Origin of the sequence: Kosakonia arachidis (assembly GCF_900116535.1) — a bacterium.
Classification (GTDB): domain Bacteria; phylum Pseudomonadota; class Gammaproteobacteria; order Enterobacterales; family Enterobacteriaceae; genus Kosakonia; species Kosakonia arachidis.
This window is the reverse complement of record NZ_FPAU01000008.1, coordinates 35410-59502: the sequence shown is the minus strand read 5'-3', so window position 1 is coordinate 59502 and position 24093 is coordinate 35410. Positions and strand designations below refer to the sequence as shown.

General features: G+C 53.1%; 23 protein-coding genes. 15 read left to right on the top strand and 8 right to left on the bottom strand.

Going from position 1 to position 24093, the window contains the following annotated elements; all coding sequences use genetic code 11:
* Positions 1–47: 47 nt before the first annotated feature.
* On the bottom strand, positions 48–521 hold the full coding sequence (gene greB / locus BM427_RS21675; RefSeq protein WP_035888949.1) for a transcription elongation factor GreB: 474 nt from the start codon (positions 519–521) through the stop codon (positions 48–50).
* Positions 522–748: 227 nt separating this feature from the next.
* Between greB and ompR the strand changes: the two genes are divergently transcribed.
* The gene (ompR, locus tag BM427_RS21670; protein ID WP_001157751.1) at positions 749–1468 is read left to right on the top strand and encodes an osmolarity response regulator transcription factor OmpR; all 720 of its coding nucleotides are present in this window, start codon (positions 749–751) and stop codon (positions 1466–1468) included.
* On the top strand, positions 1465–2817 hold the full coding sequence (gene envZ, locus BM427_RS21665; RefSeq protein ID WP_090125720.1) for a two-component system sensor histidine kinase EnvZ: 1353 nt from the start codon (positions 1465–1467) through the stop codon (positions 2815–2817). Before ompR ends, envZ begins: the two co-directional genes overlap by 4 nt.
* Positions 2818–2865: 48 nt before the next feature.
* Here envZ and pckA read toward each other — a convergent pair whose 3' ends face one another.
* The 5 genes from pckA to BM427_RS21640 form a co-directional block, all read right to left on the bottom strand.
* Entirely contained in the window at positions 2866–4485 is a 1620-nt protein-coding gene (gene pckA / locus BM427_RS21660; RefSeq protein ID WP_090125717.1) for a phosphoenolpyruvate carboxykinase (ATP), read from the bottom strand.
* Between the two features lie 337 nt (positions 4486–4822).
* Positions 4823–5701 carry an Hsp33 family molecular chaperone HslO gene (gene hslO / locus BM427_RS21655; protein ID WP_090125714.1) on the bottom strand — a complete coding sequence of 293 codons (879 nt, stop codon included), beginning with the start codon at positions 5699–5701 and terminating at the stop codon, positions 4823–4825.
* 24 nt (positions 5702–5725) lie between these two features.
* Positions 5726–6127 carry a ribosome-associated heat shock protein Hsp15 gene (gene hslR / locus BM427_RS21650; protein ID WP_090125711.1) on the bottom strand — a complete coding sequence of 134 codons (402 nt, stop codon included), beginning with the start codon at positions 6125–6127 and terminating at the stop codon, positions 5726–5728.
* On the bottom strand, positions 6127–6804 hold the full coding sequence (gene yrfG, locus BM427_RS21645) for a GMP/IMP nucleotidase (protein WP_090125708.1): 678 nt from the start codon (positions 6802–6804) through the stop codon (positions 6127–6129). Before yrfG ends, hslR begins: the two co-directional genes overlap by 1 nt.
* Positions 6805–6867: 63 nt before the next feature.
* Positions 6868–9000 carry an intracellular growth attenuator family protein gene (locus BM427_RS21640; protein ID WP_090125705.1) on the bottom strand — a complete coding sequence of 711 codons (2133 nt, stop codon included), beginning with the start codon at positions 8998–9000 and terminating at the stop codon, positions 6868–6870.
* Between the two features lie 316 nt (positions 9001–9316).
* Here BM427_RS21640 and nudE point away from each other — a divergent pair, with 316 nt between their 5' ends.
* Positions 9317–9877 carry an ADP compounds hydrolase NudE gene (gene nudE, locus BM427_RS21635; RefSeq protein WP_090125702.1) on the top strand — a complete coding sequence of 187 codons (561 nt, stop codon included), beginning with the start codon at positions 9317–9319 and terminating at the stop codon, positions 9875–9877.
* A 66-nt stretch (positions 9878–9943) separates the two neighbouring features.
* On the opposite strand, the gene mrcA is transcribed toward nudE, so the two are convergent.
* Positions 9944–12496: a peptidoglycan glycosyltransferase/peptidoglycan DD-transpeptidase MrcA gene (gene mrcA, locus BM427_RS21630; protein ID WP_167518549.1), complete on the bottom strand. Its 2553-nt coding sequence runs from the start codon at positions 12494–12496 to the stop codon at positions 9944–9946.
* 119 nt (positions 12497–12615) lie between these two features.
* Between mrcA and BM427_RS21625 the strand changes: the two genes are divergently transcribed.
* From BM427_RS21625 to trpS, 12 genes are all read left to right on the top strand, one after another.
* Positions 12616–13401, top strand: a complete 786-nt coding sequence (locus tag BM427_RS21625; protein ID WP_090125697.1) for a DNA utilization protein HofM — start codon at positions 12616–12618, stop codon at positions 13399–13401.
* Entirely contained in the window at positions 13401–13937 is a 537-nt protein-coding gene (locus tag BM427_RS21620; protein ID WP_090125694.1) for a PilN domain-containing protein, read from the top strand. Before BM427_RS21625 ends, BM427_RS21620 begins: the two co-directional genes overlap by 1 nt.
* Complete coding sequence (locus BM427_RS21615) at positions 13918–14382, top strand: HofO family protein (RefSeq protein WP_244316539.1); 465 nt, start codon at positions 13918–13920, stop codon at positions 14380–14382. The genes BM427_RS21620 and BM427_RS21615 overlap by 20 nt, the downstream gene beginning before the upstream one ends.
* Entirely contained in the window at positions 14372–14770 is a 399-nt protein-coding gene (locus BM427_RS21610; protein ID WP_090125691.1) for a HofP DNA utilization family protein, read from the top strand. Before BM427_RS21615 ends, BM427_RS21610 begins: the two co-directional genes overlap by 11 nt.
* The gene (gene hofQ, locus BM427_RS21605) at positions 14685–15917 is read left to right on the top strand and encodes a DNA uptake porin HofQ (protein ID WP_090125688.1); all 1233 of its coding nucleotides are present in this window, start codon (positions 14685–14687) and stop codon (positions 15915–15917) included. The genes BM427_RS21610 and hofQ overlap by 86 nt, the downstream gene beginning before the upstream one ends.
* Before the next feature lie 287 nt (positions 15918–16204).
* Positions 16205–16726, top strand: coding sequence for a shikimate kinase AroK (gene aroK / locus BM427_RS21595; RefSeq protein WP_090125684.1), 522 nt, complete (start codon positions 16205–16207; stop codon positions 16724–16726).
* Between the two features lie 55 nt (positions 16727–16781).
* Entirely contained in the window at positions 16782–17870 is a 1089-nt protein-coding gene (aroB, locus tag BM427_RS21590) for a 3-dehydroquinate synthase (protein ID WP_090125679.1), read from the top strand.
* 88 nt (positions 17871–17958) lie between these two features.
* Positions 17959–19257: a cell division protein DamX gene (gene damX, locus BM427_RS21585; RefSeq protein WP_090125676.1), complete on the top strand. Its 1299-nt coding sequence runs from the start codon at positions 17959–17961 to the stop codon at positions 19255–19257.
* A gap of 67 nt (positions 19258–19324) precedes the next feature.
* Entirely contained in the window at positions 19325–20146 is an 822-nt protein-coding gene (gene dam / locus BM427_RS21580) for an adenine-specific DNA-methyltransferase (RefSeq protein ID WP_090125673.1), read from the top strand.
* Positions 20147–20193: 47 nt separating this feature from the next.
* Positions 20194–20871 carry a ribulose-phosphate 3-epimerase gene (rpe, locus tag BM427_RS21575; RefSeq protein ID WP_090125670.1) on the top strand — a complete coding sequence of 226 codons (678 nt, stop codon included), beginning with the start codon at positions 20194–20196 and terminating at the stop codon, positions 20869–20871.
* Positions 20864–21622, top strand: a complete 759-nt coding sequence (gph, locus tag BM427_RS21570; RefSeq protein WP_090125667.1) for a phosphoglycolate phosphatase — start codon at positions 20864–20866, stop codon at positions 21620–21622. Before rpe ends, gph begins: the two co-directional genes overlap by 8 nt.
* Positions 21615–22619, top strand: a complete 1005-nt coding sequence (gene trpS / locus BM427_RS21565; RefSeq protein ID WP_090125663.1) for a tryptophan--tRNA ligase — start codon at positions 21615–21617, stop codon at positions 22617–22619. The genes gph and trpS overlap by 8 nt, the downstream gene beginning before the upstream one ends.
* Positions 22620–22663: 44 nt before the next feature.
* Here the strand turns inward: trpS and cysG are convergent, their stop codons facing one another.
* On the bottom strand, positions 22664–24028 hold the full coding sequence (cysG, locus tag BM427_RS21560) for a siroheme synthase CysG (protein WP_090125660.1): 1365 nt from the start codon (positions 24026–24028) through the stop codon (positions 22664–22666).
* Positions 24029–24093: the final 65 nt, after the last annotated feature.

The window sequence follows — 24093 nt, the reverse complement described above, 5'->3', positions numbered from 1 at the left end:
TGTAAAATGCCAGCCGCTGGGTTGGTTCCTGGATTGTTCTGTGGTGGTTATTTCACATATTCGATTTCATTGACGTACCAGGTGGCTTCGCCGCCCGGCGTTTGTACGACCGCCACATCGCCAGCTTCTTTTTTTAGCAGGGCGCGAGCCATCGGCGAATCGATAGAGATGTAATCCTTGCGACCAAAGATCTCATCGTAGCCGACGATGCGAAAGCGCAGAGTATCGCCGTCATCGTTTTCGATCTCCACCCATGCGCCAAAAAAGACTTTGCCTTCCTGTTGCGGCGAATAATCAACGATTTTCAGATTTTCCAGACACTTTGTCAGATAACGCACCCGGCGATCTATTTCGCGCAGGCGTTTTTTGTTGTACTGATAGTCAGCGTTTTCGCTGCGATCGCCCAGGCTTGCCGCCCAGGTCACTTTTTTCGTGACTTCCGGGCGCTCCTGACGCCAGAGAAAATCGAGTTCCTGCTTCAGTTTGTCATAACCTTCGCGAGTGATCAGGGGCGTTTTCATACTTCGGCCTTCTCTTTGTGACACGCTTTGATGTACAGACTTTACAAACGGTATTGCGTAAAGTGCAGATTAATCATGTTTTATGTGATGGTGAATGCATATAACTTGCTGTTAAATATGCTTTGTAACAATTTCGACTAGAATTTATACCAGATTTTGCTGGCTGTTAACGTGCGCTTTTTTAGAATACAGAAACAGAATTTTCGGAACCTTTGGGAGTATAAACAATGCAAGAGAATTATAAGATTCTGGTAGTGGATGACGACATGCGTTTGCGCGCATTGCTTGAGCGTTACCTTACCGAGCAGGGCTTCCAGGTTCGTAGCGTGGCTAACGCCGAACAAATGGATCGTTTGTTAACCCGTGAATCTTTCCATCTGATGGTGCTGGATCTGATGCTGCCAGGTGAAGATGGTCTCTCCATCTGCCGCCGCCTGCGTAGCCAGAGCAACCCGATGCCGATCATTATGGTAACGGCAAAAGGGGAAGAAGTGGACCGTATTGTTGGCCTGGAAATCGGTGCCGACGACTATATTCCGAAACCGTTTAATCCACGTGAATTGCTGGCGCGCATCCGCGCGGTATTGCGTCGTCAGGCAAATGAGCTGCCGGGCGCACCGTCGCAGGAAGAAGCGGTCATTGCGTTTGGTAAGTTCAAACTGAACCTCGGCACACGCGAGATGTTCCGTGAAGATGAGCCGATGCCGTTAACCAGCGGTGAGTTTGCCGTGCTTAAGGCACTGGTTAGCCACCCGCGCGAGCCGCTCTCCCGCGATAAATTGATGAATCTGGCGCGCGGTCGTGAGTATTCAGCGATGGAACGTTCCATCGACGTTCAGATCTCCCGCCTGCGCCGCATGGTGGAAGAGGATCCGGCGCATCCGCGCTATATCCAGACCGTTTGGGGTCTGGGCTACGTATTTGTGCCGGACGGTTCTAAAGCATGATGCGCGTGCGCTTCTCGCCGCGAAGTTCATTTGCCCGAACGCTGTTGCTTATCGTCACCTTGCTGTTCGCCAGCCTGGTGACGACATACCTTGTGGTGCTGAATTTCGCCATTTTGCCTAGCCTCCAGCAGTTTAATAAGGTGCTTGCCTACGAAGTTCGTATGCTGATGACCGATAAACTGCAACTGGAGGATGGGACGCAACTGGTGGTACCACCCGCGTTTCGTCGTGAAATTTACCGCGAACTGGGCATTTCTCTCTATTCCAATGAAGCGGCGGAAGACGCGGGTCTGCGCTGGGCGCAGCATTATGAATTCTTGAGTCAGCAGATGGCGCAACAGCTCGGGGGCCCGACCGAAGTGCGCGTTGAAGTGAACAAAAGCTCTCCGGTAGTGTGGCTGAAAACCTGGCTGTCGCCCAATATCTGGGTGCGGGTGCCGCTGACGGAAATCCACCAGGGCGATTTTTCGCCGCTGTTTCGCTACACGCTGGCGATTATGCTGATGGCGATAGGCGGCGCCTGGCTCTTTATTCGTATTCAGAACCGACCTCTCGTTGACCTTGAACATGCGGCGCTTAAGGTTGGGCGAGGGCATATTCCGCCACCGTTACGTGAGTACGGCGCGTCAGAAGTTCGTTCCGTCACCCGCGCTTTCAACCAGATGGCCGCCGGGGTGAAACAATTGGCGGACGATCGTACGCTGCTAATGGCCGGGGTGAGCCACGATTTACGCACGCCGCTGACGCGCATCCGTCTGGCGACGGAGATGATGGCGGAAGAAGATGGTTATCTTTCTGAATCGATTAATAAAGATATCGAGGAGTGTAACGCGATTATCGAGCAGTTTATCGATTACCTGCGTACCGGTCAGGAGATGCCAATGGAAGTGGCAGATCTAAATGCTGTACTTGGCGAGGTCATCGCCGCCGAAAGCGGTTACGAACGTGAGATCGAAACAGGCCTGAACGACAGTGAGATCTTTGTACGCATGCATCCGCTCTCCATTAAGCGCGCAGTCGCCAATATGGTGGTGAATGCGGCGCGCTACGGTAACGGCTGGATCAAAGTCAGCAGCGGTACTGAACTGAATCGCGCCTGGTTCCAGGTTGAGGATGACGGGCCGGGGATTAAACCTGAACAGCGTGAACATCTGTTCCAGCCGTTTGTTCGCGGCGACAGCGCGCGTAGCACCAGCGGTACCGGTTTAGGGCTGGCTATTGTGCAGCGAATCATCGATAACCATAACGGCCAACTGGAGTTAGGCACCAGCGAGCGCGGCGGATTGTCGATTCGTGCCTGGCTGCCAATTCCTGTTGTTCGCCTGAGCGGATCCACCAAAGAAGCATAAAAAAACCCGCCAGAATATGGCGGGTTTTGTTTCTCTTGCGTAGCCGAATTACAGTTTCGGTCCGGCGCTGACCAGCGCGGCTCCCGCTGCGGTATCGGTATATTTATCAAAGTTCTCAATAAACAACTTCGCCAACTGGGTTGCTTTCTCTTGCCACTGTTCTGGTGATGCGTACGTATTGCGCGGATCGAGAATGCGCGAATCAACGCCATGTAATGAGGTTGGCACAGCCAGATTGAACATCGGCAGAGTGAAGGTTTCCGCATCGTCCAGTGAACCATCCAGAATTGCGTCGATAATCCCCCGCGTATCTTTGATGGAGATGCGTTTGCCGGTTCCGTTCCAGCCCGTGTTCACCAGATACGCCTGTGCACCGGCAGCCTGCATCCGTTTTACCAGCACTTCGGCATATTGTGTCGGGTGTAGTGACAGGAAGGCTGCGCCGAAGCAGGCGGAGAAGGTTGGCGTCGGCTCGTTCACACCGCGCTCTGTTCCGGCCAGCTTAGCGGTAAAGCCAGAGAGAAAATGGTACTGTGTCTGGCTTGCTGTAAGGCGGGAAACTGGCGGCAATACCCCGAACGCGTCGGCGGTCAGGAAGATCACTCGTGTGGCGTGACCAGCTTTCGACACGGGTTTGACGATGTTGTGAATATGGTAAATCGGATACGATACGCGTGTATTTTCCGTTTTCGACGCATCATCAAAATCGATGCTGCCGTCGTTGCGGACGCAGACGTTTTCCAGCAACGCATCGCGGCGGATGGCGTGGAATATATCCGGTTCAGCCTCTTCCGAAAGTCTGATGGTTTTGGCGTAACAGCCGCCTTCAAAGTTGAAGACGCCGTCGTCATCCCAGCCGTGTTCGTCATCACCGATCAGGCGGCGTTTCGGATCGGTGGACAACGTCGTTTTGCCGGTGCCGGAAAGGCCGAAAAAGACCGCAACGTCGCCTTTCTCGCCAACATTAGCAGAACAGTGCATCGAGGCGATCCCCTTTAACGGCAGCAGGTAGTTCATGATTGAGAACATCCCTTTTTTCATTTCGCCGCCATACCAGGTTCCGCCGATCAACTGAATGCGTTCGGTCAGGTTGAAGGCGACGAAATTTTCCGAATTGAGGCCCTGTTCCTGCCACTGTGGATTGGTGCATTTCGCCCCGTTCATCACGATAAAGTCGGGTTTGAAGCCTGCCAGTTCCTCATCCGTCGGGCGAATAAACATGTTTTTGACAAAGTGAGCCTGCCAGGCGACTTCGGTGATAAACCTGACTGAAAGACGGCTGTCCGGGTTCGCGCCGCAAAACGCATCGATAATAAACAGACGCTTGCCGGAGAGTTGTTCCGTCACAAGGCCTTTTAAATGCTTCCAGACTTCCGGCGAGAGCGGTTTGTTATCATTCTTACCTTTGCCTTTATCGGCCCACCACACGGTGTCACGAGTGGTGTCATCACGGACAATGTACTTATCTTTTGGCGAACGGCCGGTAAAAATACCGGTGTCGACGGCGACAGCACCAGAATTCGTCAGAACACCACGTTCATATCCTTCCAGGTCTGGACGGAGCTCTTCCTGATACAGCGTATCGTAATCGGGGTTGTAGACGACATCCTGAACATCGTTGATACCATAAGCCTTGAGATCTTGCGGGGTTAAGCTCTTAACGCGCATGTCACTACTCCTTAGCCAATTGTACTGCCTGAAATTGTAGGGTTGTTTATCGCCGCTTACCCGGACGATGTTCATAGATTTTCGAATCCCGATAAAGCTGACTTTCGCAAAACACTATCATTTACGTCACTTAGCGAGACGTATTGTGACAAAAACGGTGACAATAATCGGAAAAATGTTCCAAAAAGGCTATAAATCGCTATTTTTAACCGTTACTTTGTGACTGGAATCGCTTTCATGAAAGAAAGTTACGTAAGAATTACATCGGGGATTTTAGCGGAAACGTGACGTGTAATGCAAAATATGCCGCCCAAAGGCGGCATTAGGGAAGGGGGAATTAATGAACCTGCGGGTTGGCCGGAGAGGCGTTATTGCGGATCTCCGCAATATCCATCGCGTTAAACAGATAGTGGTTACCGCAGTAATCGCAGTGCATGTCGATTTCACCTTCTTCGGCAATAATGCTGTCCACTTCTTCATCCGGCAGCGTTTTCAGCGCCGCAGCGCAGCGCTCGCGCGAACAGGTACATTTAAATTCAACGTCCTGCGGATCGTACAACGTGACTTCTTCTTCATGGTACAGACGCCACAACACTTCTTCTGCCGCCAGAGAGAACAGCTCTTCCGCTTTTACCGTTTCGGTCAGGACCGCCAGGTGTTCGAAATCGTTGACCTGGGTTTCCTGCGCGGGCAGCACCTGCAGCAGCATACCGCCAGCCGTCGGCTGGCCATCTACTTCACCCGTGCGGATGAACAGGCGGGTCGGCAACTGTTCTGAACGCATAAAGTAATCTTCCAGACACGCCGCCAGCGTATCGCCTTCGAGGCCAACTACGCCCTGATAACGCTCGCCCTCTTCCGGCGTAATGGTAATCACCAGATAGCCGTTACCCACCAGCGTTTTCAGGTCGGCGTTCGCCGGGACGTCACCCTGCACTCGGGCAACGCCGCGCATTTGCTGGCGGTTGTTGCCGTTGATCACTGCAAGATTCATCGGGCCGTCACCCTGCAATTGCACGGTAATATCACCGGCAAATTTCAGGGTGGCGGTCAGCAGGCTGGTCGCAACCAACAGTTCACCGAGCAGTGTTTTTACCGGCAGCGGATAGTTATGGTTTTCCAGCATCTGCTTCCAGGTGTTGGAAACAGTCACCAGTTCGCCGCGCACGGCATAATTTTCAAACAGATAGCGGTGTAATTGGTCTTGATTGGCCATGATTATCTCTCTTGCAGGTGCGCGTTACTCGCTGCCACCAGATTTAAATTTCAGCAGATCGCGGCGCTCTTTTTTGTCCGGTCGGCGATCTGGGTGCGGCATTGTAAGCGCGTTCATCTTACGCGCCAGCGCCATTTTTTCACGTTTCTCAATACTTTCTGCCGTTTCCTCATACAGCTCAACGGCTTCGGTTGCCGGGCGGCGCTGTTCCGTCACGCCTTTGACGATCACAGTACGTTCGTCGTTTCCCTGGCGCAGCGTGAGCGTAGCATTCAGCTCGACGATTTTACCCGGCTTGCTGCGCTGACCGTTGTAATGCACTTTGCCACCTTCAATCATCTCGCGGGCAAGGGCGCGAGTTTTATAAAAACGCGCCACCCATAGCCACTTATCCAGACGGACTTCTTGTGCGGGCTGCTGTTTCATCACATCTCCTTGAGAAGTGAAGGGATCAGATCACGGTAGTCATTGGTTCCGGGATGACGTAGATAGCGTTTATCTGCCAGCCCGGAATCTGGGTTCGTCACGCCAACACAGTAACGAATGCCAAAGGTTGCTGCCGCATCAAGAATCGGTTCGCTGTCATCGATAAACAGTGTCCGTTCGGCACATAGCCCCGTCTCTTCCGCTACGGCCTGCCACAGGCGTTGATCCTCTTTCGGATAACCAAATGTATGGGTGGAAAGCAGTAAATCAAGGTGCGAAGCCAGGCCCGTGTGCTCAAGCTTGACGGCAAGATTGTGTGGATGCGCATTGGTCAGCAGAATACGACGCTTACTGCTTTTTTTAAGTGCATCCAGAAAGGGCACTGTATCTTCGCGCAATACTGCGCGCGGCCCTTGTTGTGTCGTCATTGCACAAATATCCAGCCCGAGACGTTCGCTCCAGTAATCCAGACAGTACCAGTTTAGTGTATGCTGCACCGCGTGATACTCCTTGTGAAGAACGTTCTGAGCTTCCTCAGGCGTTATTCCTTGTTGGACGGCGAAGGTTTCCGGCACCAGTTTTTGCCAGAAAAAGTTATCAAACGCCAGATCCAGCAAAGTACCGTCCATATCCAGCAGAACGGTATCAACATCCTGCCATGCAATATCAAGGTACATTAAAACTCCAGCCAGGGGACAACGTGCGCAACAGATTAACATAGCTCACGTTGCGGGTGATTATCAGGTAAGGCTGTCCTGCGTAGGAAGCAGGCGCGGATTCAGGCAGCTTTCGTAATACTGCACAATCTCTTCGAGGCGTGTACGGTTACGCTGGTAGCGACGAAGCGCCAGCACGCTGTTGTAGAGGCAACAAATGACCATGGCAAACAGAAGCAGTGTTGTACCAGCGTAACGCCACAAGCCCGTGGCATCAGGCATGCGGTGCAGGCTAATGTGTCGGGTACCGTTGGCATCGGTATAGATGTTGGTAATGATCCCTTCGGCGTGGAACGGTGTCTGCATCAACATTTGCGCCAACCGTTGAAACTCGTTCCACTGCTCCTGCGCCGGGTAGTCATACAGCGCGATTGGCGGCCACGGCTGATCCACCAGCTCGTTACCCTCTTCACTAATAATCAGGAACCCGCCCGGCGCAGGGCTGTTCAGCGCTTGTGCGGCACGGGTTGTCTCGCGCAGGATAAAGGGCGCGGTTGAGGTGGTCACCAGATTATCCAGCGATTCGGCGCTCACCGGGCGCAGCAACACGTTAACACCGGTCAGCTTGCCATCGCTGGCACGTTTGGTCAGCGTTTCCCAGTCTTTGCTGTTTCCAAGGTTTACCAGTGCATTTTTTAACCTCAGACAATCATCATCTGCAGAACATAAATCTTTCGTTTTCAGTACGATATCTGCAAAATCATCCAGCAGTACCATGCCAGATTTCTGAATGGCTGAGCGTAGCACCGGGCTAACGCGTGAATCATCATTGGCTGTAGGATGTAGCTGACGGCTCACCGCTTGCGCAAGCGCAGTGGCTTTGGTCACGGTATCAGATTCTGGCAATGGCAGCGGGGCTGCGTTATTCCAGATAATCTGCGAACAGTCAAACGGCGTAAAGGGTGATATCTGGCGCGATGACCAGTTTTGCGCGTGGATGTTGCACATTCCGGTACCACTGATCCGCAGCGTATCGCCGATGCGCAATCCGGCGGATTCCAGCTGATTAACGCTACTGGCTTCAATCGTTTGTGCGCCTTTAATCCACGAAACGGTGAATTTGATCGGCATGTCCAGCGGCACCCAAATTAGCAGCATCGCCACTACCACCAGTGAGCCGGTAGCAATCACCGTACTGCGCACCCAGTGCTGCAACGGGAAATTTTTCACTTCGTCATGCAGAGACAAAAAGCGTCCCTGGCGAACAACGTGGCGATCCAGATAAATATCGATATCCGTCTGCTGACCAAGATCGCGGGTGATAAAGGGTTGCCAGTGGCGGGGGTAAATCAGATCGATAATCCCCAGAGAGATGTTATTCATCTGCTCCTGATTATTTTCACCGAACAGTCCCCAGCGCTTTGGTGTACCGCGCAGACAATGAATTTCGCGCAGAGTGTTTTTTGCCGGAGGCGCATATAACCCCCACATTCCTGCAGTGAATAACATCACGGCGCCGCCCGCCACCCACGGAACGAAAACTTCCGGTGCTACGAGGCAGAAGAAAAAGAGTAAAAAAGAGGCGCAGATCAGCAACGCTTCACGCATACCGTCCGGGCGGCTTAGCGCATACTCTTCCGGTGTTTCGCGGCGAATATTCAGCAGCTCTATCTGTTCTGTCTCTTCGCCGCGAATAGCTGAACGTGTGGAAGATACGTGCTCCAGCTCGCCGTTGCGCTCTTCCTGCATATATTCGCTAAGCGTATGGCCATTTAACGAAATGATCAGCGGCATGGAATCAGTGCGGATCAGCTCAACATTGTTCTCATCGGTAATGTATTGCTCCCATGAGGGCGGCAGATGCACTTCGACAGAATCGAGATAGTAGCGCCATTTGTTGGGGGCATCGGTGGTAATGCCATAGCGCGTGATCGCGTGCGCGACAAACAGAACGGTATTGCTCTGAGCATTGAGTTTGATGGAAACCGGCGCCGCCGGAGCGCCCGTAGGGCCTGGAGTATCTTGTACACGGGAAAGCGTGTCCAGATAGCGCTCAACAGCATCACGCTCCTCTGGCAAGATTTTACGGGTTGTCGCACCGGTAAATGCCTGTAAATGAGGCAATCTGTACCGGCGTTGAGACCTGAACCTGAAAATCCATCCAGTGAGGAATGCGCAGGCCAGCATAGCAGCGAAAAAAATCAAAATGGTGCTCATGCTTTCCCCATCTTACTTTTTCTAACAGGTGTAGTCAGTTGCACCCTTCCTGTAAACATTTAATGTGGCTGGCCGCTGTAAGCAAGTAATTACTTGAGAATTTTTAAGCGCATACCATTGCGAGGAAGAATAGCAAAACCCCCAATGTGGTAATATCAGCAAATTCTTAGTTTTATATCAACCTATTGACTTTTTTGATAAATTGGGAGTTGCTTCCAGGGAGGTTACAAAAATGTAAATTAGGGGCGAATGACATTGCCGAAACAGTGCGTAGTGTCGCACAATAACGTAAGTTTCTCTGCAAAGACCGATAATAATGAGCGAATCATTGCAAAAACCCACCATTCTTAATGTAGAAACAGTCGCCTCTTCCCGTCTTTTTAACGTTGAAAGCGTGGATCTGGAGTTCAGCAACGGTGTCCGCCGTGTTTACGAGCGCATGCGTCCTTCTGTTCACGAAGCCGTGATGATTGTGCCAATTGTGGATGAGCACCTGATTCTGATCCGCGAATATGCCGTTGGCACCGAATCTTACGAATTGGGTTTTTCCAAAGGGCTTATCGATCCCGGTGAGAGTATATACGAAGCAGCTAACCGTGAGTTAAAAGAAGAAGTAGGATTTGGCGCAAAAGAGCTTACTTTCCTGAAAAAACTCAGTATGGCTCCCTCCTATTTCTCCAGCAAGATGAACATTATCGTGGCGGAAAACCTTTATCCTGAGTCACTGCCGGGCGATGAACCTGAGCCACTACCACAGGTGCGCTGGCCGCTGAAGCACTTAATGGATTTGCTGGAAGACCCGGATTTCAATGAAGCCCGCAATGTCAGCGCGCTGTTTTTAGTGCGTGAATGGCTAAAAGGGCAGGGTAGGCTCTGACGTTACACCATCATAAATAAAAAGGGCGCCGCTGCGCCCTTTTTGCTTCCTCGGGTTCACGTTCTATCAGAACAGCTCGTGCGTTTCCCCGTTATCAATGATCGTCGTGCCCACTTCATGTACTGCCTGCTGCGTCGGCTGAGTTCCTTCTATGAAGTACTCCTGACGGCTGCTGCCACCACTGGCCAACTGGCCGGTGGCGCGGTCGATGTTGACGGTGACCACGCCTGGCGGCGGCGTTAATGGATCTTCTGGCACACCATCGAGCACTACTTTCATGTAAGCATCCCAGGCCGGTTGGGCGCTTTTCGCACCGCCTTCGTAACCGGAAATCTGATCTTTGATCGCTCCGGAAGCAGTGGTTCGCCCCAAATCACGACGATGATCGTCAAAACCGATCCACACGGAAGTGACAACACCCGGCCCATAACCAGAGAACCAGGCATCTTTCGAGCTGTTGGTGGTACCGGTTTTACCGCCGATATCGTTACGCTTGAGATCACGTCCCGCACGCCAGCCTGTACCCTGCCAGCCTGGTTCGCCAAAGATGTTGCTGTTCAGCGCGCTTTTAATCAGGAATGACAGCGGCGTGCTAATCACATGCGGCGCGTACTCTTCACCACCGCTGCGCTGAACCAGCGCCTGGTTTGCCTGCTCCAGCTGTGGCTGTGGTACCGCGCTGTTCTGTTGCGTCTGTGACGTGGCGACGTTTTCCATGTCTTTGTTTTCCAGCACATTTGATTTCGGCGTTTCGCCGTAAATTACCGGAATGTCGCAATCAGCACAGGCTACTTTCGGGTGTGCTTCAAACAGCACATTACCCTGATCATTTTCGATTTTCGTGATGTAGTACGGATCGACAAGGAATCCACCGTTCGCCAACACCGAGTAGCCTCTTGCAACCTGCATTGGCGTAAATGAGGCAGAACCCAGCGCCAGTGATTCGGTATGCACAATGTTTTGTGCCGGGAAACCGAAGCGCTGCAAATACTCTGCGGCATAATCGACGCCCATCGCGCGCATCGCACGTACCATTACTACGTTCTTCGATTGCCCCAGCCCCTGGCGCAGACGGATTGGACCGGCATATTCATCCGGCGAGTTCTTCGGTCGCCAGTCGGAACCCGCACCCACATCCCAGCGGGAAATAGGAGCATCGTTGAGAATACTTGCCAGCGTCAGGCCTTTATCCATCGCCGCTGTGTAAAGGAACGGCTTGATGTTCGACCCCACCTGGCGCAGTGCCTGAGTCGCGCGGTTAAACTTGCTCTGATTAAAATCAAAGCCACCGACCAGCGCCAGGATCGCGCCATTATGTGGATTGACAGAAACCAGCGCAGAGTTCACATCCGGCACCTGCGCCAGCCACCAGGCGTTATCGACCTGGCGCACCCAAATCTGCTGCCCGGCCTGTACGGCATCCGTCACTTTACGTGGCGTGGCACCTTGCTGCGTATCAGAGCGGTAAGGGCGAGCCCAACGGACGCCGTCCATGCGGAGTGAAACCGATGTACCATCAGCCATCATCGCCACGGCTTCTTGCGGATTTGCGCTGGTGACGACCGCCGGAGAGAGCGGCCCGTACGTCGGCAACGTTTTCAGTGAATCAGTGATTTTTTTACTGCTCCATGCGGCTTCACCGATTTTCCACAATACATTCGACGGACCACGATAGCCGTGGCGCATGTCGTAATCCATTACGTTATTGCGTACGGCATCCTGTGCAGCCTGTTGCACTTTACGCGTAATGGTGGTGTAAACGCGGTAGCCATCCTCATAGGCTTTGTCGCCATAACGGGCGACCATATCCTGACGTACCATCTCGGAAAGATAAGGCGCGGAGAAGGCGATTTCCGGTGCATGGTAATTTGCTTGTATCGCCTCGCTGCGCGCCTGGTCGGCTTGCTGTGCGGTGATATAACCTTCACTCTCCATACGCGCCAGCACAACGTTACGACGTGCGGTTGCCCGCTCAAGCGAATAGAGCGGGTTAAAAGTAGATGGCGCTTTCGGTAAACCGGCAATCACGGCCATCTCACTTAGCGTCAGTTGATCGACCGACTTACCAAAATAGACCTGCGCCGCAGCGCCCACGCCATAAGCGCGATAGCCGAGGTAGATTTTGTTGAGGTAAAGCTCAAGGATCTCGTCTTTGCTTAATAACTGCTCAATACGGATCGCCAGGAACACCTCTTTGATTTTACGCATTATGGTGCGTTCCGGGCTCAGGAAAAAGTTACGCGCTAACTGCTGCGTAATGGTACTTGCTCCCTGTGATGCATGGCCAGAGAAGAGCGCTATGCTGGCGGCACGGAAAATCCCCACCGGGTCAACACCGTGGTGCTCATAAAAACGGCTATCTTCAGTAGCGATAAACGCTTTTACCAGTTCTGGCGGAATTTGGCTCAAGGTCAGCGGGATGCGGCGCTTTTCACCATACTGCGCGATCAATTCGCCATCTGCGCTGTACACCTGCATTGGAATCTGTAACCGGACGTCTTTTAGCGTCGCAACGTCGGGTAACTGTGGCTCAATATATTTGTACAGACCGTAAATCGAGCCTGCTCCCAGCAGAATGCAAAAGACTGCAAGGATGAATAAATACTTTACGAACTTCACTGGAGATTTCCCATTAAGAGTCATTTGGGCAGTTTATAAACAACCGCGCGGTAGTATAAAGGCAAGCCTGATGCATTGATATAGCGTCATCCCAGTAGACGATAAGGAGATCGTAACTTATGGCATTCAGACACTGGCAAATTGGGCTGCATATTCAACAAGATGGTATATTTATTGTGGCGCTTTCCGCCGCACGTGGCGGTCAGGCTTTACGCCGCTGGTGGCACTTTCCTTTACCTGCCGGAACGATTGTTCAGGGGCGTATTAAAACACCCGAACCGCTTCTTGCCGCGCTGCGTCCCTGGCGACAATCCTTACCGCAACGGCACTGTGTTCGACTGGCCTTTCCCGCCGTACAGACCCTGCAAAAAAAACTGCCACGCCCGGCTATTGCGCTGCGCGAAGAGGCGCTTAACCGCTGGGTATCACAGGCGATGGCGCGCGAACTGGAAATGGCGGAAAACGAGCTCTGCTTTGATTTTACGGAAGATGAGCCAGCAAAAATGTATGGTGTGACCGCGGCGCAGAATAAAGACGTGGCGGTGCTGCTCGATATTGCGCAGGCCCTCTCGCTGCACCTCTCTTCTATTACGCCTGATGCCAGTGCGTTGCAGGCTTTACTGCCCTGGCTCGCGCCACCTGCCCGTTGCCTGGTGTGGCGCGACGAACGGCAATGGTTATGGGCAACAAAAGAGAGCTGGGGCCGGCGTGTGCAGGAAGATGCCGATAGTGCTGTTCAGTTAGCCAGTGTGCTGGGGCTACCTGTTGATGAAATTGTGCAATGCAGCGATTTACCTGGAGGCTTTGATTGCTGGAGCGTAGTGCCTTCGCGTCAGCCGCCGTTGCCGGCAGCAGGTGATCGCTATGCTGTCGCTCTCGGGCTGGCCGTCGCCAGGGGATATTGATGGCTGGCGTGAATTTTCTGCCCTGGCGGCAATATCGGCGGCGACGTAGTGTGCGTCTCTGGGCGAGTGTTTTTATCGCCAGCATCCTGTTGACAGGCGGCGTTGGTTTGTTTTGGCGGGCATCAGTCGCTATCGATCTTTACGGGCGGGTTCTCTGGCAGCAAGCCGATACGGCGTTACTGTCCTCGCTGGCGGCAGCCAGAAAACCTTTGCTGGCGCGGCAAGAGGCGTGGCGCAAGGAGCAGGTTCGCCGGCAGCGTCGGCAGGATACGTTGGCATGGCAGCCACGTTTGCTTAGCCTGGCCGCAAATCTCCCACAGAACGCCTGGCTTACGCAATTGCGCTGGCAGCAAAATCAATTATCGCTATCAGGTCTTGCCAGCTCGGCAAGTGCATTAGCTGTGCTTGAGCAGCAACTGCGCGGCATCGTGGGGTTTCAGTTACAACAAACCGGCGCAATGGAGCGGGATGCCCAGGGGCGCTGGCAATTTCACTACCAGCTTAAGGAGGAGAGCAATGCTGCCCCTGAACGCTGATTTCTGGTTTGTGCTGTCGCCATGGCAACGTACGACATGCTGGCTGCTGAGCATTTTTTGCGGCTTGCTTTTGGTGTGGTGGTTGACCATTTCCCCGCTTAATGCTGCGCAGGAACAATTAATCATTCAGCAAAGCGGTCAACAGGCCGCATTACAGGCCCAGTGGCGCACGCTACGTGCATTATTCCCACCAACAGAAAATGTGTCTTTACCCACCGTACAACCTTTTAGCCCTCTGGATTTTCAGGAGACCCACAGTCAACTCATTCGCTGGCAGCCAGGAAAAAATGGGGGCGAGTTGGTGCTGGAAAGCAGCTGGGAACGGGTGATAGAAACGTTTGTGCGTCTGGCCAGTTGCGACATACAGGTTCCGGCATTTTCACTGGCAGCGGGTACTGATTTGTTGCGTTTTACCCTGAAACTGGAGCATGACAATGATCACTGAACGTGTGGTTTTTGCCTGTGTGTTATGCCTGTTACTGAGCGGAATGCGCGACCCTTTCCAGCCGCCACCGGATACCTGCAAGATCGCCCAACTGAATCAGTGGCTGTTTCGCGGCATGATTCAGGGCAAACATGCGGTGGGCATATTGCGTGATGCCGGTAAACACTGGCATCGGGTCACTGTTGGCGAGTTACTGCCAACCGGATGGCGCGTTATTTCTATCACCGTGGATGAGCTGCAAATTTCCACGGGTAAGGATTGCACCCCGGCGCAATGGCGCTGGAAACGAGATGGAGCTCAGAATGAAAAAATGGATAGTGGGCCTTATGCTCTTCGCTCTGCCTTACGCCAGCACAGCGACAACGCGGCTCGTCACGCTGACCGTTGATGATGTGCCGGTTGTACAGGTACTACAGACGCTGGCCGCGATTGAAAAACAAAATATGGTGATCCAGAAAGACATCAGCGGCACGTTGTCACTGCACTTAACCGATGTTCCCTGGCAGCAGGCGTTGCAAACCGTGGCGGAAAGCGCCGGATTAACGCTCAGTCAGAAGGGGACAATCTGGCAGGTTCACTCCGCGTCGTGGCAGCAACAAAAGCAGGCGGAACAGGATGCCCGTCAGGCCCGACAAAAAAAGAATGCCCCGTTGCAAACGCGCATCATCGTGCTGCGGTATGCGGAGGCAGAAGAACTGGCAAAAGCGGGAGGGAAACTGCTTAGTCCGCAAGGCGCGATCACCGTGGACTCGCGGCTTAACCGCTTGCTGATCCGGGATAATAAGGAGGGGCTGGCAATGCTCGAAAAATGGGTGGCGCAAATGGATTTACCGGTCGAGCAGGTTGAGCTGGCTGCTCATATTGTCACCATCAACGAAAAAAGTCTGCGTGAGCTGGGTGTGAAATGGGGGCTTGCGCAGAGCGCCGAAACGGCGCGTGGGCAGATAAACGCGTTATCTGCGGACCTCTCTCTTCCCAATGCCAGTACACGTGTGGGATTCAATATTGGCAGTATTAATGCCCGCTTGCTCGATCTGGAGCTTTCCGCGCTGGAGCAAAAGCAGCAGTTGGAGATTATCGCCAGCCCACGTCTGCTGGCTTCTCACCGTCAGCCCGCCAGCATCAAACAGGGAAGCGAAATTCCTTATCAGGTTGCCAACGGCGAAAATAATACCGCGGTCGAATTTCGCGAGGCAGTACTGGGGATGGAAGTGACACCAACTGTGCTGCCTGATAAACGCGTTCGTCTAAAGCTGCGAATCAGTCAGAATATGCCAGGCCAGGTGCTGCAACAGTCCGGGGGCGAAGCTCTGGCGATTGATAAACAGGAAATTGAAACGCTGGTAGAGGTAAAAAGCGGCGACACGCTGGCACTTGGTGGAATCTTTTCGCAAAAGCGCACCACGAATAAAAATCAAATTCCGGGGCTTGGGTCTCTGCCTGGCATTGGCCAGCTATTCCGTCAGGATGGCAAAAATAGCGAACGGCGAGAACTGGTTGTATTTATTACCCCACGATTGGCAGCGGTACATTAAACCTGCTGTAACCCCCCCTTTTTCTTAGGAACTTGGTTCAGGTGTTTGACGTGAGAGATGATTTAGCTTACAAGGAGTACCGATTTGAGCGTCAGTGGTCTCCGTCGTATAGCAAGCAGCATGAAGGATAACGTGTTTATTCAGTTGCCAAACAAGCCGGAGTACTGAGATAATTTTCGATCTGACTCTCGCACTATCGCATATGAGGTTTCAGTTCATGTCCTGCTACGCTAGGTATCTGCGAAGCGGGTTTATCATCAACGAATAGTCTTAGTAGTACCGAAAAAATGGCAGAGAAACGCAATATCTTTCTGGTTGGGCCTATGGGTGCCGGCAAAAGCACTATTGGGCGTCAGTTAGCTCAACAACTCAATATGGAATTTTACGATTCTGATCAAGAGATTGAGAAACGAACCGGAGCTGATGTGGGCTGGGTCTTCGATGTTGAAGGTGAAGAAGGCTTCCGCGATCGCGAAGAAAAAATCATCAATGAGCTGACGGAAAAACAGGGCATCGTTCTGGCGACTGGCGGTGGTTCTGTGAAATCTCGCGAAACCCGTAATCGTCTCTCCGCCCGTGGAGTAGTGGTGTATCTGGAAACCACGATCGAAAAGCAGTTGGCTCGTACTCAACGTGATAAAAAACGCCCGCTTCTCCAGGTGGACGCACCACCGCGTGAAGTACTGGAGGCGCTGGCTGACGAACGTAATCCTTTGTACGAAGAAATTGCAGACGTGACCGTTCGTACTGACGACCAGAGCGCTAAAGTGGTCGCAAACCAGATTATTCATATGCTGGAAAGCAACTAATTCTGACTTAATACACAGGCCTGCGGGTTTAAGCAACTAAGGTGGATGTCGCGTCATGGAGAGGATCACAGTCACTCTTGGGGAACGTAGTTACCCTATCACCATCGCGGCTGGTTTGTTTAACGATCCAGCTTCCTTCTCGCCTTTGAAGTCTGGTGATCAGGTTATGCTGGTCACTAATGAAACACTGGCTCCGATCTATCTTGATAAGGTTCGCCACGTTCTTGAACGGTCTGGCGTGAAGGTCGATAGCGTGATTCTTCCCGACGGTGAGCAATACAAAAGCCTGGCGGTGATGGATACCGTATTTACTGCTTTGTTGCAAAAACCACACGGGCGTGACACGACGCTGGTTGCTTTGGGCGGTGGCGTCATCGGTGATTTAACCGGTTTTGCTGCGGCCAGCTATCAGCGCGGTGTACGCTTTATTCAGGTTCCAACCACACTTCTGTCTCAGGTTGATTCCTCCGTTGGCGGTAAAACGGCGGTAAATCACCCCCTTGGCAAAAACATGATCGGCGCCTTCTACCAGCCTGCGTCTGTTGTTGTTGACCTTGATTGCCTTGCAACCCTTCCCGTTCGCGAACTCTCTTCCGGTCTCGCGGAAGTGATCAAATACGGCATTATTCTTGATGGTGAGTTCTTTGACTGGCTGGAACAGCATATAGATGCGCTTCTGCGTCTCGATGGCCCTGCGATGGCATACTGCATCCGGCGTTGTTGTGAGCTTAAAGCCGAAGTTGTTGCTGCCGATGAACGGGAAACTGGCTTACGTGCTTTACTGAATCTGGGGCATACCTTCGGCCATGCTATTGAAGCGGAAATGGGCTACGGTAACTGGCTACATGGCGAAGCTGTCGCGGCTGGCATGGTGATGGCGGCACATGTTTCTGAGCGTCTTGGCCAGTTCAGTTACGCAGAAACACAGCGTATCAAGACGCTGCTCAAGCGTGCTGGTCTGCCAGTGAGGGGGCCGCATGAAATGACGGCTGAAGCCTATCTGCCACATATGATGCGCGATAAAAAAGTGCTGGCGGGGGAAATGCGCTTAGTGCTCCCGTTAGCCATAGGGAAGAGTGAAGTTCGCGGCGGAGTGTCGCACGAAGTAGTACTTGGCGCTATTACTGATTGCCAGCAGGCGTAACTATTAGAAAGGTCTGGTCACCTGTTGTGTGACGTTTAACTTCGGGCGCTATGCATGTCGTGGCATACGCCTTTGTGTGGGGTGTTAAATGGATGAATACAAACCAGAAGACGAACTGAAAACCGATCCCAGCGATCGTCGTACTGGTCGTTCTCGTCAATCTTCTGATCGTGTCGATGAACCGCAGATCAATTTTGATGATGTTGATCTCGATACCGACGACCGCCGTCCTTCTCGTTCCCGCCGGGCGCGTGATGAGCGTGAAGAAGAAGGTTATGACGAAGAAGACGATGCTCTGGACGAAGAGCGTGAAGAACGTCGCCCGCGCAAGCGTAAGAAAGCGGCTGCCGCTAAACCTGCTTCGCGCCAGTACATGATGATGGGCATTGGCATTCTGGTGCTACTGCTGCTCATTATCGGTATCGGTTCTGCGTTAAAATCCCCTGCACCTTCCACGGCAAATCAACAGAATGCTCCGGCAGAGAAGACTATCGATCTCTCCGGTAACAATAGCAATGCGGGCAGTCCCGCATCCGGTAACCAGGCGAATAACGCGCAGCCCGCTACTGGCACGTTGCCTGCCCAGCAACCTGCTGGCAATGCACCCGCGCCGCAGGATGTTACCTTACCGCCAATCTCCTCGACACCATCCCAGGGGGAATCGCCTGCAACGCCTGCTGGTCAGCAACGAGTGGAAGTTCAGGGAGATCTGAACACCGCGCTGTCGCAGCCGCAAAACCAGTCGCAGATTGACAATGCGGTAAGCTCTACGTTGCCAACAGAACCTGCAACAGTCGCGCCGGTGCATAACGGCAATGCTCGACAGACGACAGAGAGTCATGCGGCTGCAACGCATCCTGAGCGTAAACAGATGGTGATCGAGCCAAAACCGATCGTTAAAGCGCCGATCGCGAAAGCCGAGTCAAAACCGGTTTCCCTGCCGCCAAAACGCACTGAAACTGCGGTAGCCGCTCCGGTGAAAGCACCCGTGACAACGACAACGTCCGCGACTGCTGCGCCTGTACAACAGCCTAAGGCTGCCGCGCCGGCTGCCGCGCCGGCTGCCACTGCTGCACCTGCAGCAAGCGGCACAGTCTCAACCGGGAATGTAGGCGAGCTGAAATCGGCTCCGGGTAGCCACTACACGCTGCAACTGAGCAGTTCCTCGAATTACAGCAACCTGAATTCGTGGGCGAAGAAAGAAAATCTGAAAAATTTCGTGGTTTATCAGACGACGCGTAACGGCCAGCCATGGTATGTGCTGGTAAGCGGCGTGTATGCATCAAAAGATGATGCAAAACGTGCAGTTGCTACGCTTCCCGCTGATGTGCAGGCGAAAAACCCTTGGGCCAAGCCTCTGCATCAGGTTCAGGCTGATCTGAAGTAATGTTTAAAGCGCAATATGCTGTCGGAGCTTTCTCCACAGCCGGAGAGAGTGTAAGTAATCAGTCAGCATGAAAAAAAATCGCGCTTTTTTGAAATGGGCAGGGGGGAAATACCCCCTGCTGGAAGATATCGAAAGATATCTGCCAAAGGGTGAATGCCTGATCGAGCCGTTTGTCGGCGCGGGTTCGGTGTTTCTTAACACCTCGTTCCCCCGCTATATCCTCGCTGATATCAACAGCGATTTGATTAGCCTCTATAACATCGTTAAAAACCGTCCTGATGAGTATGTTCAGCATGCGCGGGAATTGTTCATGCCTGCGACGAATCAGTCGGTGATTTACTATCAGTTGCGCGAGGAATTTAACCAGTGCCAGGATCCGTTCCGGAGAGCACTGCTGTTTTTGTACCTCAATCGACATGGTTATAACGGTCTGTGCCGTTATAATCTGCGCGGCGAATTTAATGTGCCGTTCGGTCGCTATAAAAAACCCTATTTTCCGGAAGCGGAGTTGTATCAATTCGCGGAGAAAGCGCAGAGTGCTTTTTTTTACTGCGAATCCTACGCCGACAGCATGGCGCGCGCTGACGCGAATTCAGTCGTCTACTGCGATCCGCCTTATGCCCCGCTTTCTGCAACGGCAAACTTTACGGCGTACCACACAAACAGTTTCGGTCTTGAACATCAGGCGAACCTGGCCAGCATTGCCGAGAACCTGGTGCAGAACCGAATTCCGGTATTGATTTCCAACCACGACACTGCGTTGACGCGTGAGTGGTATCATCAAGCAAAATTGCATGTGGTGAAAGTGCGCCGCAGTATCAGTAGTAACGGTGGCACACGTAAAAAGGTGGATGAATTGCTGGCGCTTTATTGCCCGGCGACACTTTAACCCGCTTTCGCCGCGTTGCCAGGCCCTATTTTCTAAAGGAGATGCGGATGAAACAGTATTTGATTGCCCCTTCGATTTTATCGGCTGACTTTGCTCGCCTGGGCGAAGACACTGCCAACGCGCTGGCCGCCGGTGGCGACGTTGTCCACTTCGATGTGATGGACAACCATTACGTACCGAATCTGACTATCGGGCCGATGGTGCTTAAAGCGCTGCGTAACTACGGCATCACCGCGCCTATTGACGTGCATTTGATGGTGAAACCGGTTGACCGCCTGGTGCCGGATTTCGCGGCTGCAGGTGCGAGCATTATTACATTTCATCCCGAGGCTTCCGAGCATGTTGACCGTACGCTGCAACTGATTAAAGAACAGGGTTGTAAAGCGGGGCTGGTGTTTAACCCAGCAACGCCGCTTAGCTATCTGGACTATGTGATGGACAAGCTGGATGTGATCCTGCTGATGTCGGTGAACCCCGGTTTTGGTGGTCAATCCTTTATTCCTCATACGCTGGATAAACTGCGCGAAGTTCGCCGCCGCATTGATGATTCCGGTTTTGATATTCGTCTGGAAGTCGATGGTGGGGTTAAAGCCAGCAACATCGGCGAGATTGCCGCTGCTGGCGCGGATATGTTCGTGGCAGGTTCAGCGATTTTTGATAAGCCGGATTACAAACAGGTTATTGATGAGATGCGTAGCGAACTGGCAAAGGTAAGTCATGGATAAATTGCAGTCAATTCAAGGTGTGGCGTTCGATCTGGATGGTACGCTGGTGGATAGCGCGCCGGGGTTGACGGCCGCCGTAGACAGCGCACTGTATGCGCTGGAACTCCCTCAAGCCGGTGAAGCTCGCGTGGTGACCTGGATTGGCAACGGCGCGGATGTGTTGATGGAGCGTGCATTCAACTGGTCGCGACAGGAGCGTGCTATTCAGCGTGCGGCGCAGGGCAAGCCAGACATTGAAGATCATGTTCCGCAGGAAGAGCAGATTCGCATGCTGCGCAAGCTGTTTAACCGTTATTACGCAGAGACGGTGGAAGAAGGCAGTTTTCTGTTCCCAGATGTGGCTGATACCCTGGCAACGCTGCACGCTAAAGGCCTGCCGCTGGCGCTGGTAACCAACAAACCGACGCCGTTTGTCGCTCCGCTGCTGGAAGCGCTTGATATCGCACAATTGTTCTCTTTTGTCGTCGGTGGCGATGATGTGGTGAACAAAAAGCCGCACGCGGAACCGTTGCTTCTGGTGTGTAAAAAGCTCAATATTCAGCCTCACGAGCTACTTTTCGTGGGTGATTCGCGTAACGATATCCTGGCTGCGAAAGCGGCAGGCAGCGTTTCTGTGGGCCTGACATACGGTTATAACTACGGCGAAGCGATCACCCTGAGCGAACCAGACCTCGTCTTTGATCACTTTAAGGACTTACTGCCCGCATTTGGGCTTTCGCATATTGAACATCAGGAAATGAAAAATGACTAAGCCCATCGTCTTTAGTGGCGCACAGCCCTCAGGTGAACTAACCATTGGCAACTATATGGGTGCGCTGCGTCAGTGGGTAAACATGCAGGATGACTATCACTGTATCTATTGCATCGTTGACCAGCACGCGATTACCGTGCGGCAGGACCCGCAGGCGCTACGTAAAGCGACGCTGGATACGCTGGCGCTGTATCTGGCCTGTGGTATTGATCCGCAGAAAAGTATCATTTTCGTTCAGTCGCATGTGACTGAACATGCCCAGTTGGGCTGGGCACTGAATTGCTACACCTATTTTGGTGAGCTAAGCCGTATGACGCAGTTCAAAGACAAATCCGCTCGCTATGCGGAAAACATCAACGCCGGTCTGTTTGATTATCCTGTACTGATGGCGGCAGATATTTTGTTGTATCAGACTACTCAGGTGCCGGTTGGGGAAGATCAGAAGCAGCATCTGGAACTGAGCCGCGATATTGCCCAGCGTTTTAACGCGATCTACGGCGATATCTTTAAGGTGCCGGAGCCGTTCATTCCGAAATCCGGTGCGCGCGTGATGTCGCTGCTGGAGCCGACGAAGAAAATGTCCAAATCGGACGATAACCGTAACAACGTGATTGGCCTGCTGGAAGATCCGAAATCCGTGGTGAAGAAGATCAAACGCGCGGTGACCGATTCCGACGAGCCACCTGTTGTGCGTTATGATATCGCCAACAAAGCGGGCGTCTCCAACCTGCTGGATATTCTCTCTGCCGTTACCGGCCAGAGTATTCCGGAACTGGAACAGCACTTTGAGGGCAAAATGTACGGCCATCTGAAAGGCGAAGTGGCGGAAGCGGTTGCCGGCATGCTGACCGAGTTGCAGGAGCGTTATCATCGCTACCGCAATGACGAAGCTTTCCTGCAGAAGGTGATGAAAGAGGGTGCTGAGAAGGCCAGTGCGCGCGCCTCTGAAACGCTGAAAAAAGTCTACGAAGCGATTGGCTTTGTCGCTAAACCGTAATTGATGATTGCCGGATGAGCGAAGCCGCCATCCGGCAATTGATGTCAAAACCACTTCAGCTTATCGCGTAGCGCCACGACGCGACCCACAATAATTAGCGCCGGGCTTTCCACCCGCTGTGCCAGTTCGCCGAGTTGCGATAAATCACCGCTCACCACTCGCTGCTGTACCGCGGTTCCGTTCTCTACCAGCGCGACCGGCATATCGGCCTGCATACCGTGCTCAATGAGCTGCGCCTGAATGGTAGTGGCCTGATTTAAGCCCATATAAAACACCAGAGTCTGTTTTTCTGCCGCCAGGTTGGCCCAGTCCAGCTCACTGCCAGTTTTCAGATGGCCCGTTACCAGCCGTACGCTCTGTGCATAATCGCGGTGGGTCAGAGGGATGCCTGAATAGGCCGAACAGCCTGATGCTGCGGTAATCCCTGGCACAACAGAGAAGGGAATTCCTGCATGGCACAGCGTTTCCAACTCTTCGCCGCCGCGGCCGAAAATGAACGGATCGCCGCCCTTCAGACGCACAACGCGTTTGCCACTCTGCGCTTCGCGCAGCAGGATCTGGTTGATCTCTTCCTGCGGCACGCAGTGGTAACCTGCGCGTTTGCCGACAAAGATACGATCTGCATCGCGGCGCACCAGATTCATGATCTCATCAGAAACCAGACGATCGTAGACCACCACATCGGCCTGCTGGATCTGCTGCAAACCTTTCAACGTCAGTAATCCGGCATCGCCAGGGCCCGCGCCCACCAGCACCACTTCGCCCCGGTTATCCAGCGGTTCGGCCAGTAGCTGTTCGGTGATTTTCTCTACCGCAGCACTATTCTGGTTCGCCAGAGATTGCGCCAGACGATCGTTAACAAACAGTTTTTCCCAGAAACGGCGGCGTTCGCCGATGCTGGCGAACTGGCACTTTACACGGCTACGTAGCTTGCCAGCAAAGTGTGCAACATGTCCGAGATGTTGCGGCAGCAGCGATTCCAGCTTCTCACGCAGTAACCGTGCCAGTACAGGTGAAGTGCCGCCGGAGGAGACGGCCACCATCAGCGGTGAGCGGTCAATAATTGACGGCATGATAAAACTCGCCTGTGTGGGAGCATCGACCACATTACAGAAGATGCGACGCGCTTCAGCCGCAGAGCTCACCTGCTGGTTAACGGCTTCATTATCCGTGGCGGCGATCGCCAGCCAACATTCGTCAAGCATCGTCTCTTCGAATGCGCCTTCCACCAGTGTCAGCATGCCTTCTGCCTCCCAGACGGTAAACTGTGGCGTAAACGTGAGTGCGTTAACGGTCAGTCTGGCACCCGCATCCATCAGCAGCCGGGCTTTGCGTTCGGCGACATCGCCGCCGCCAACCAGCAGGCATGCGCGATCGCGTAATTGACAGAAAATGGGCAAATGATCCACGACATTACCTCGGTATTGTTGTTGTTCGACGTAGCATACCAGCAAGAGAACTGCGGAAGTTAAGG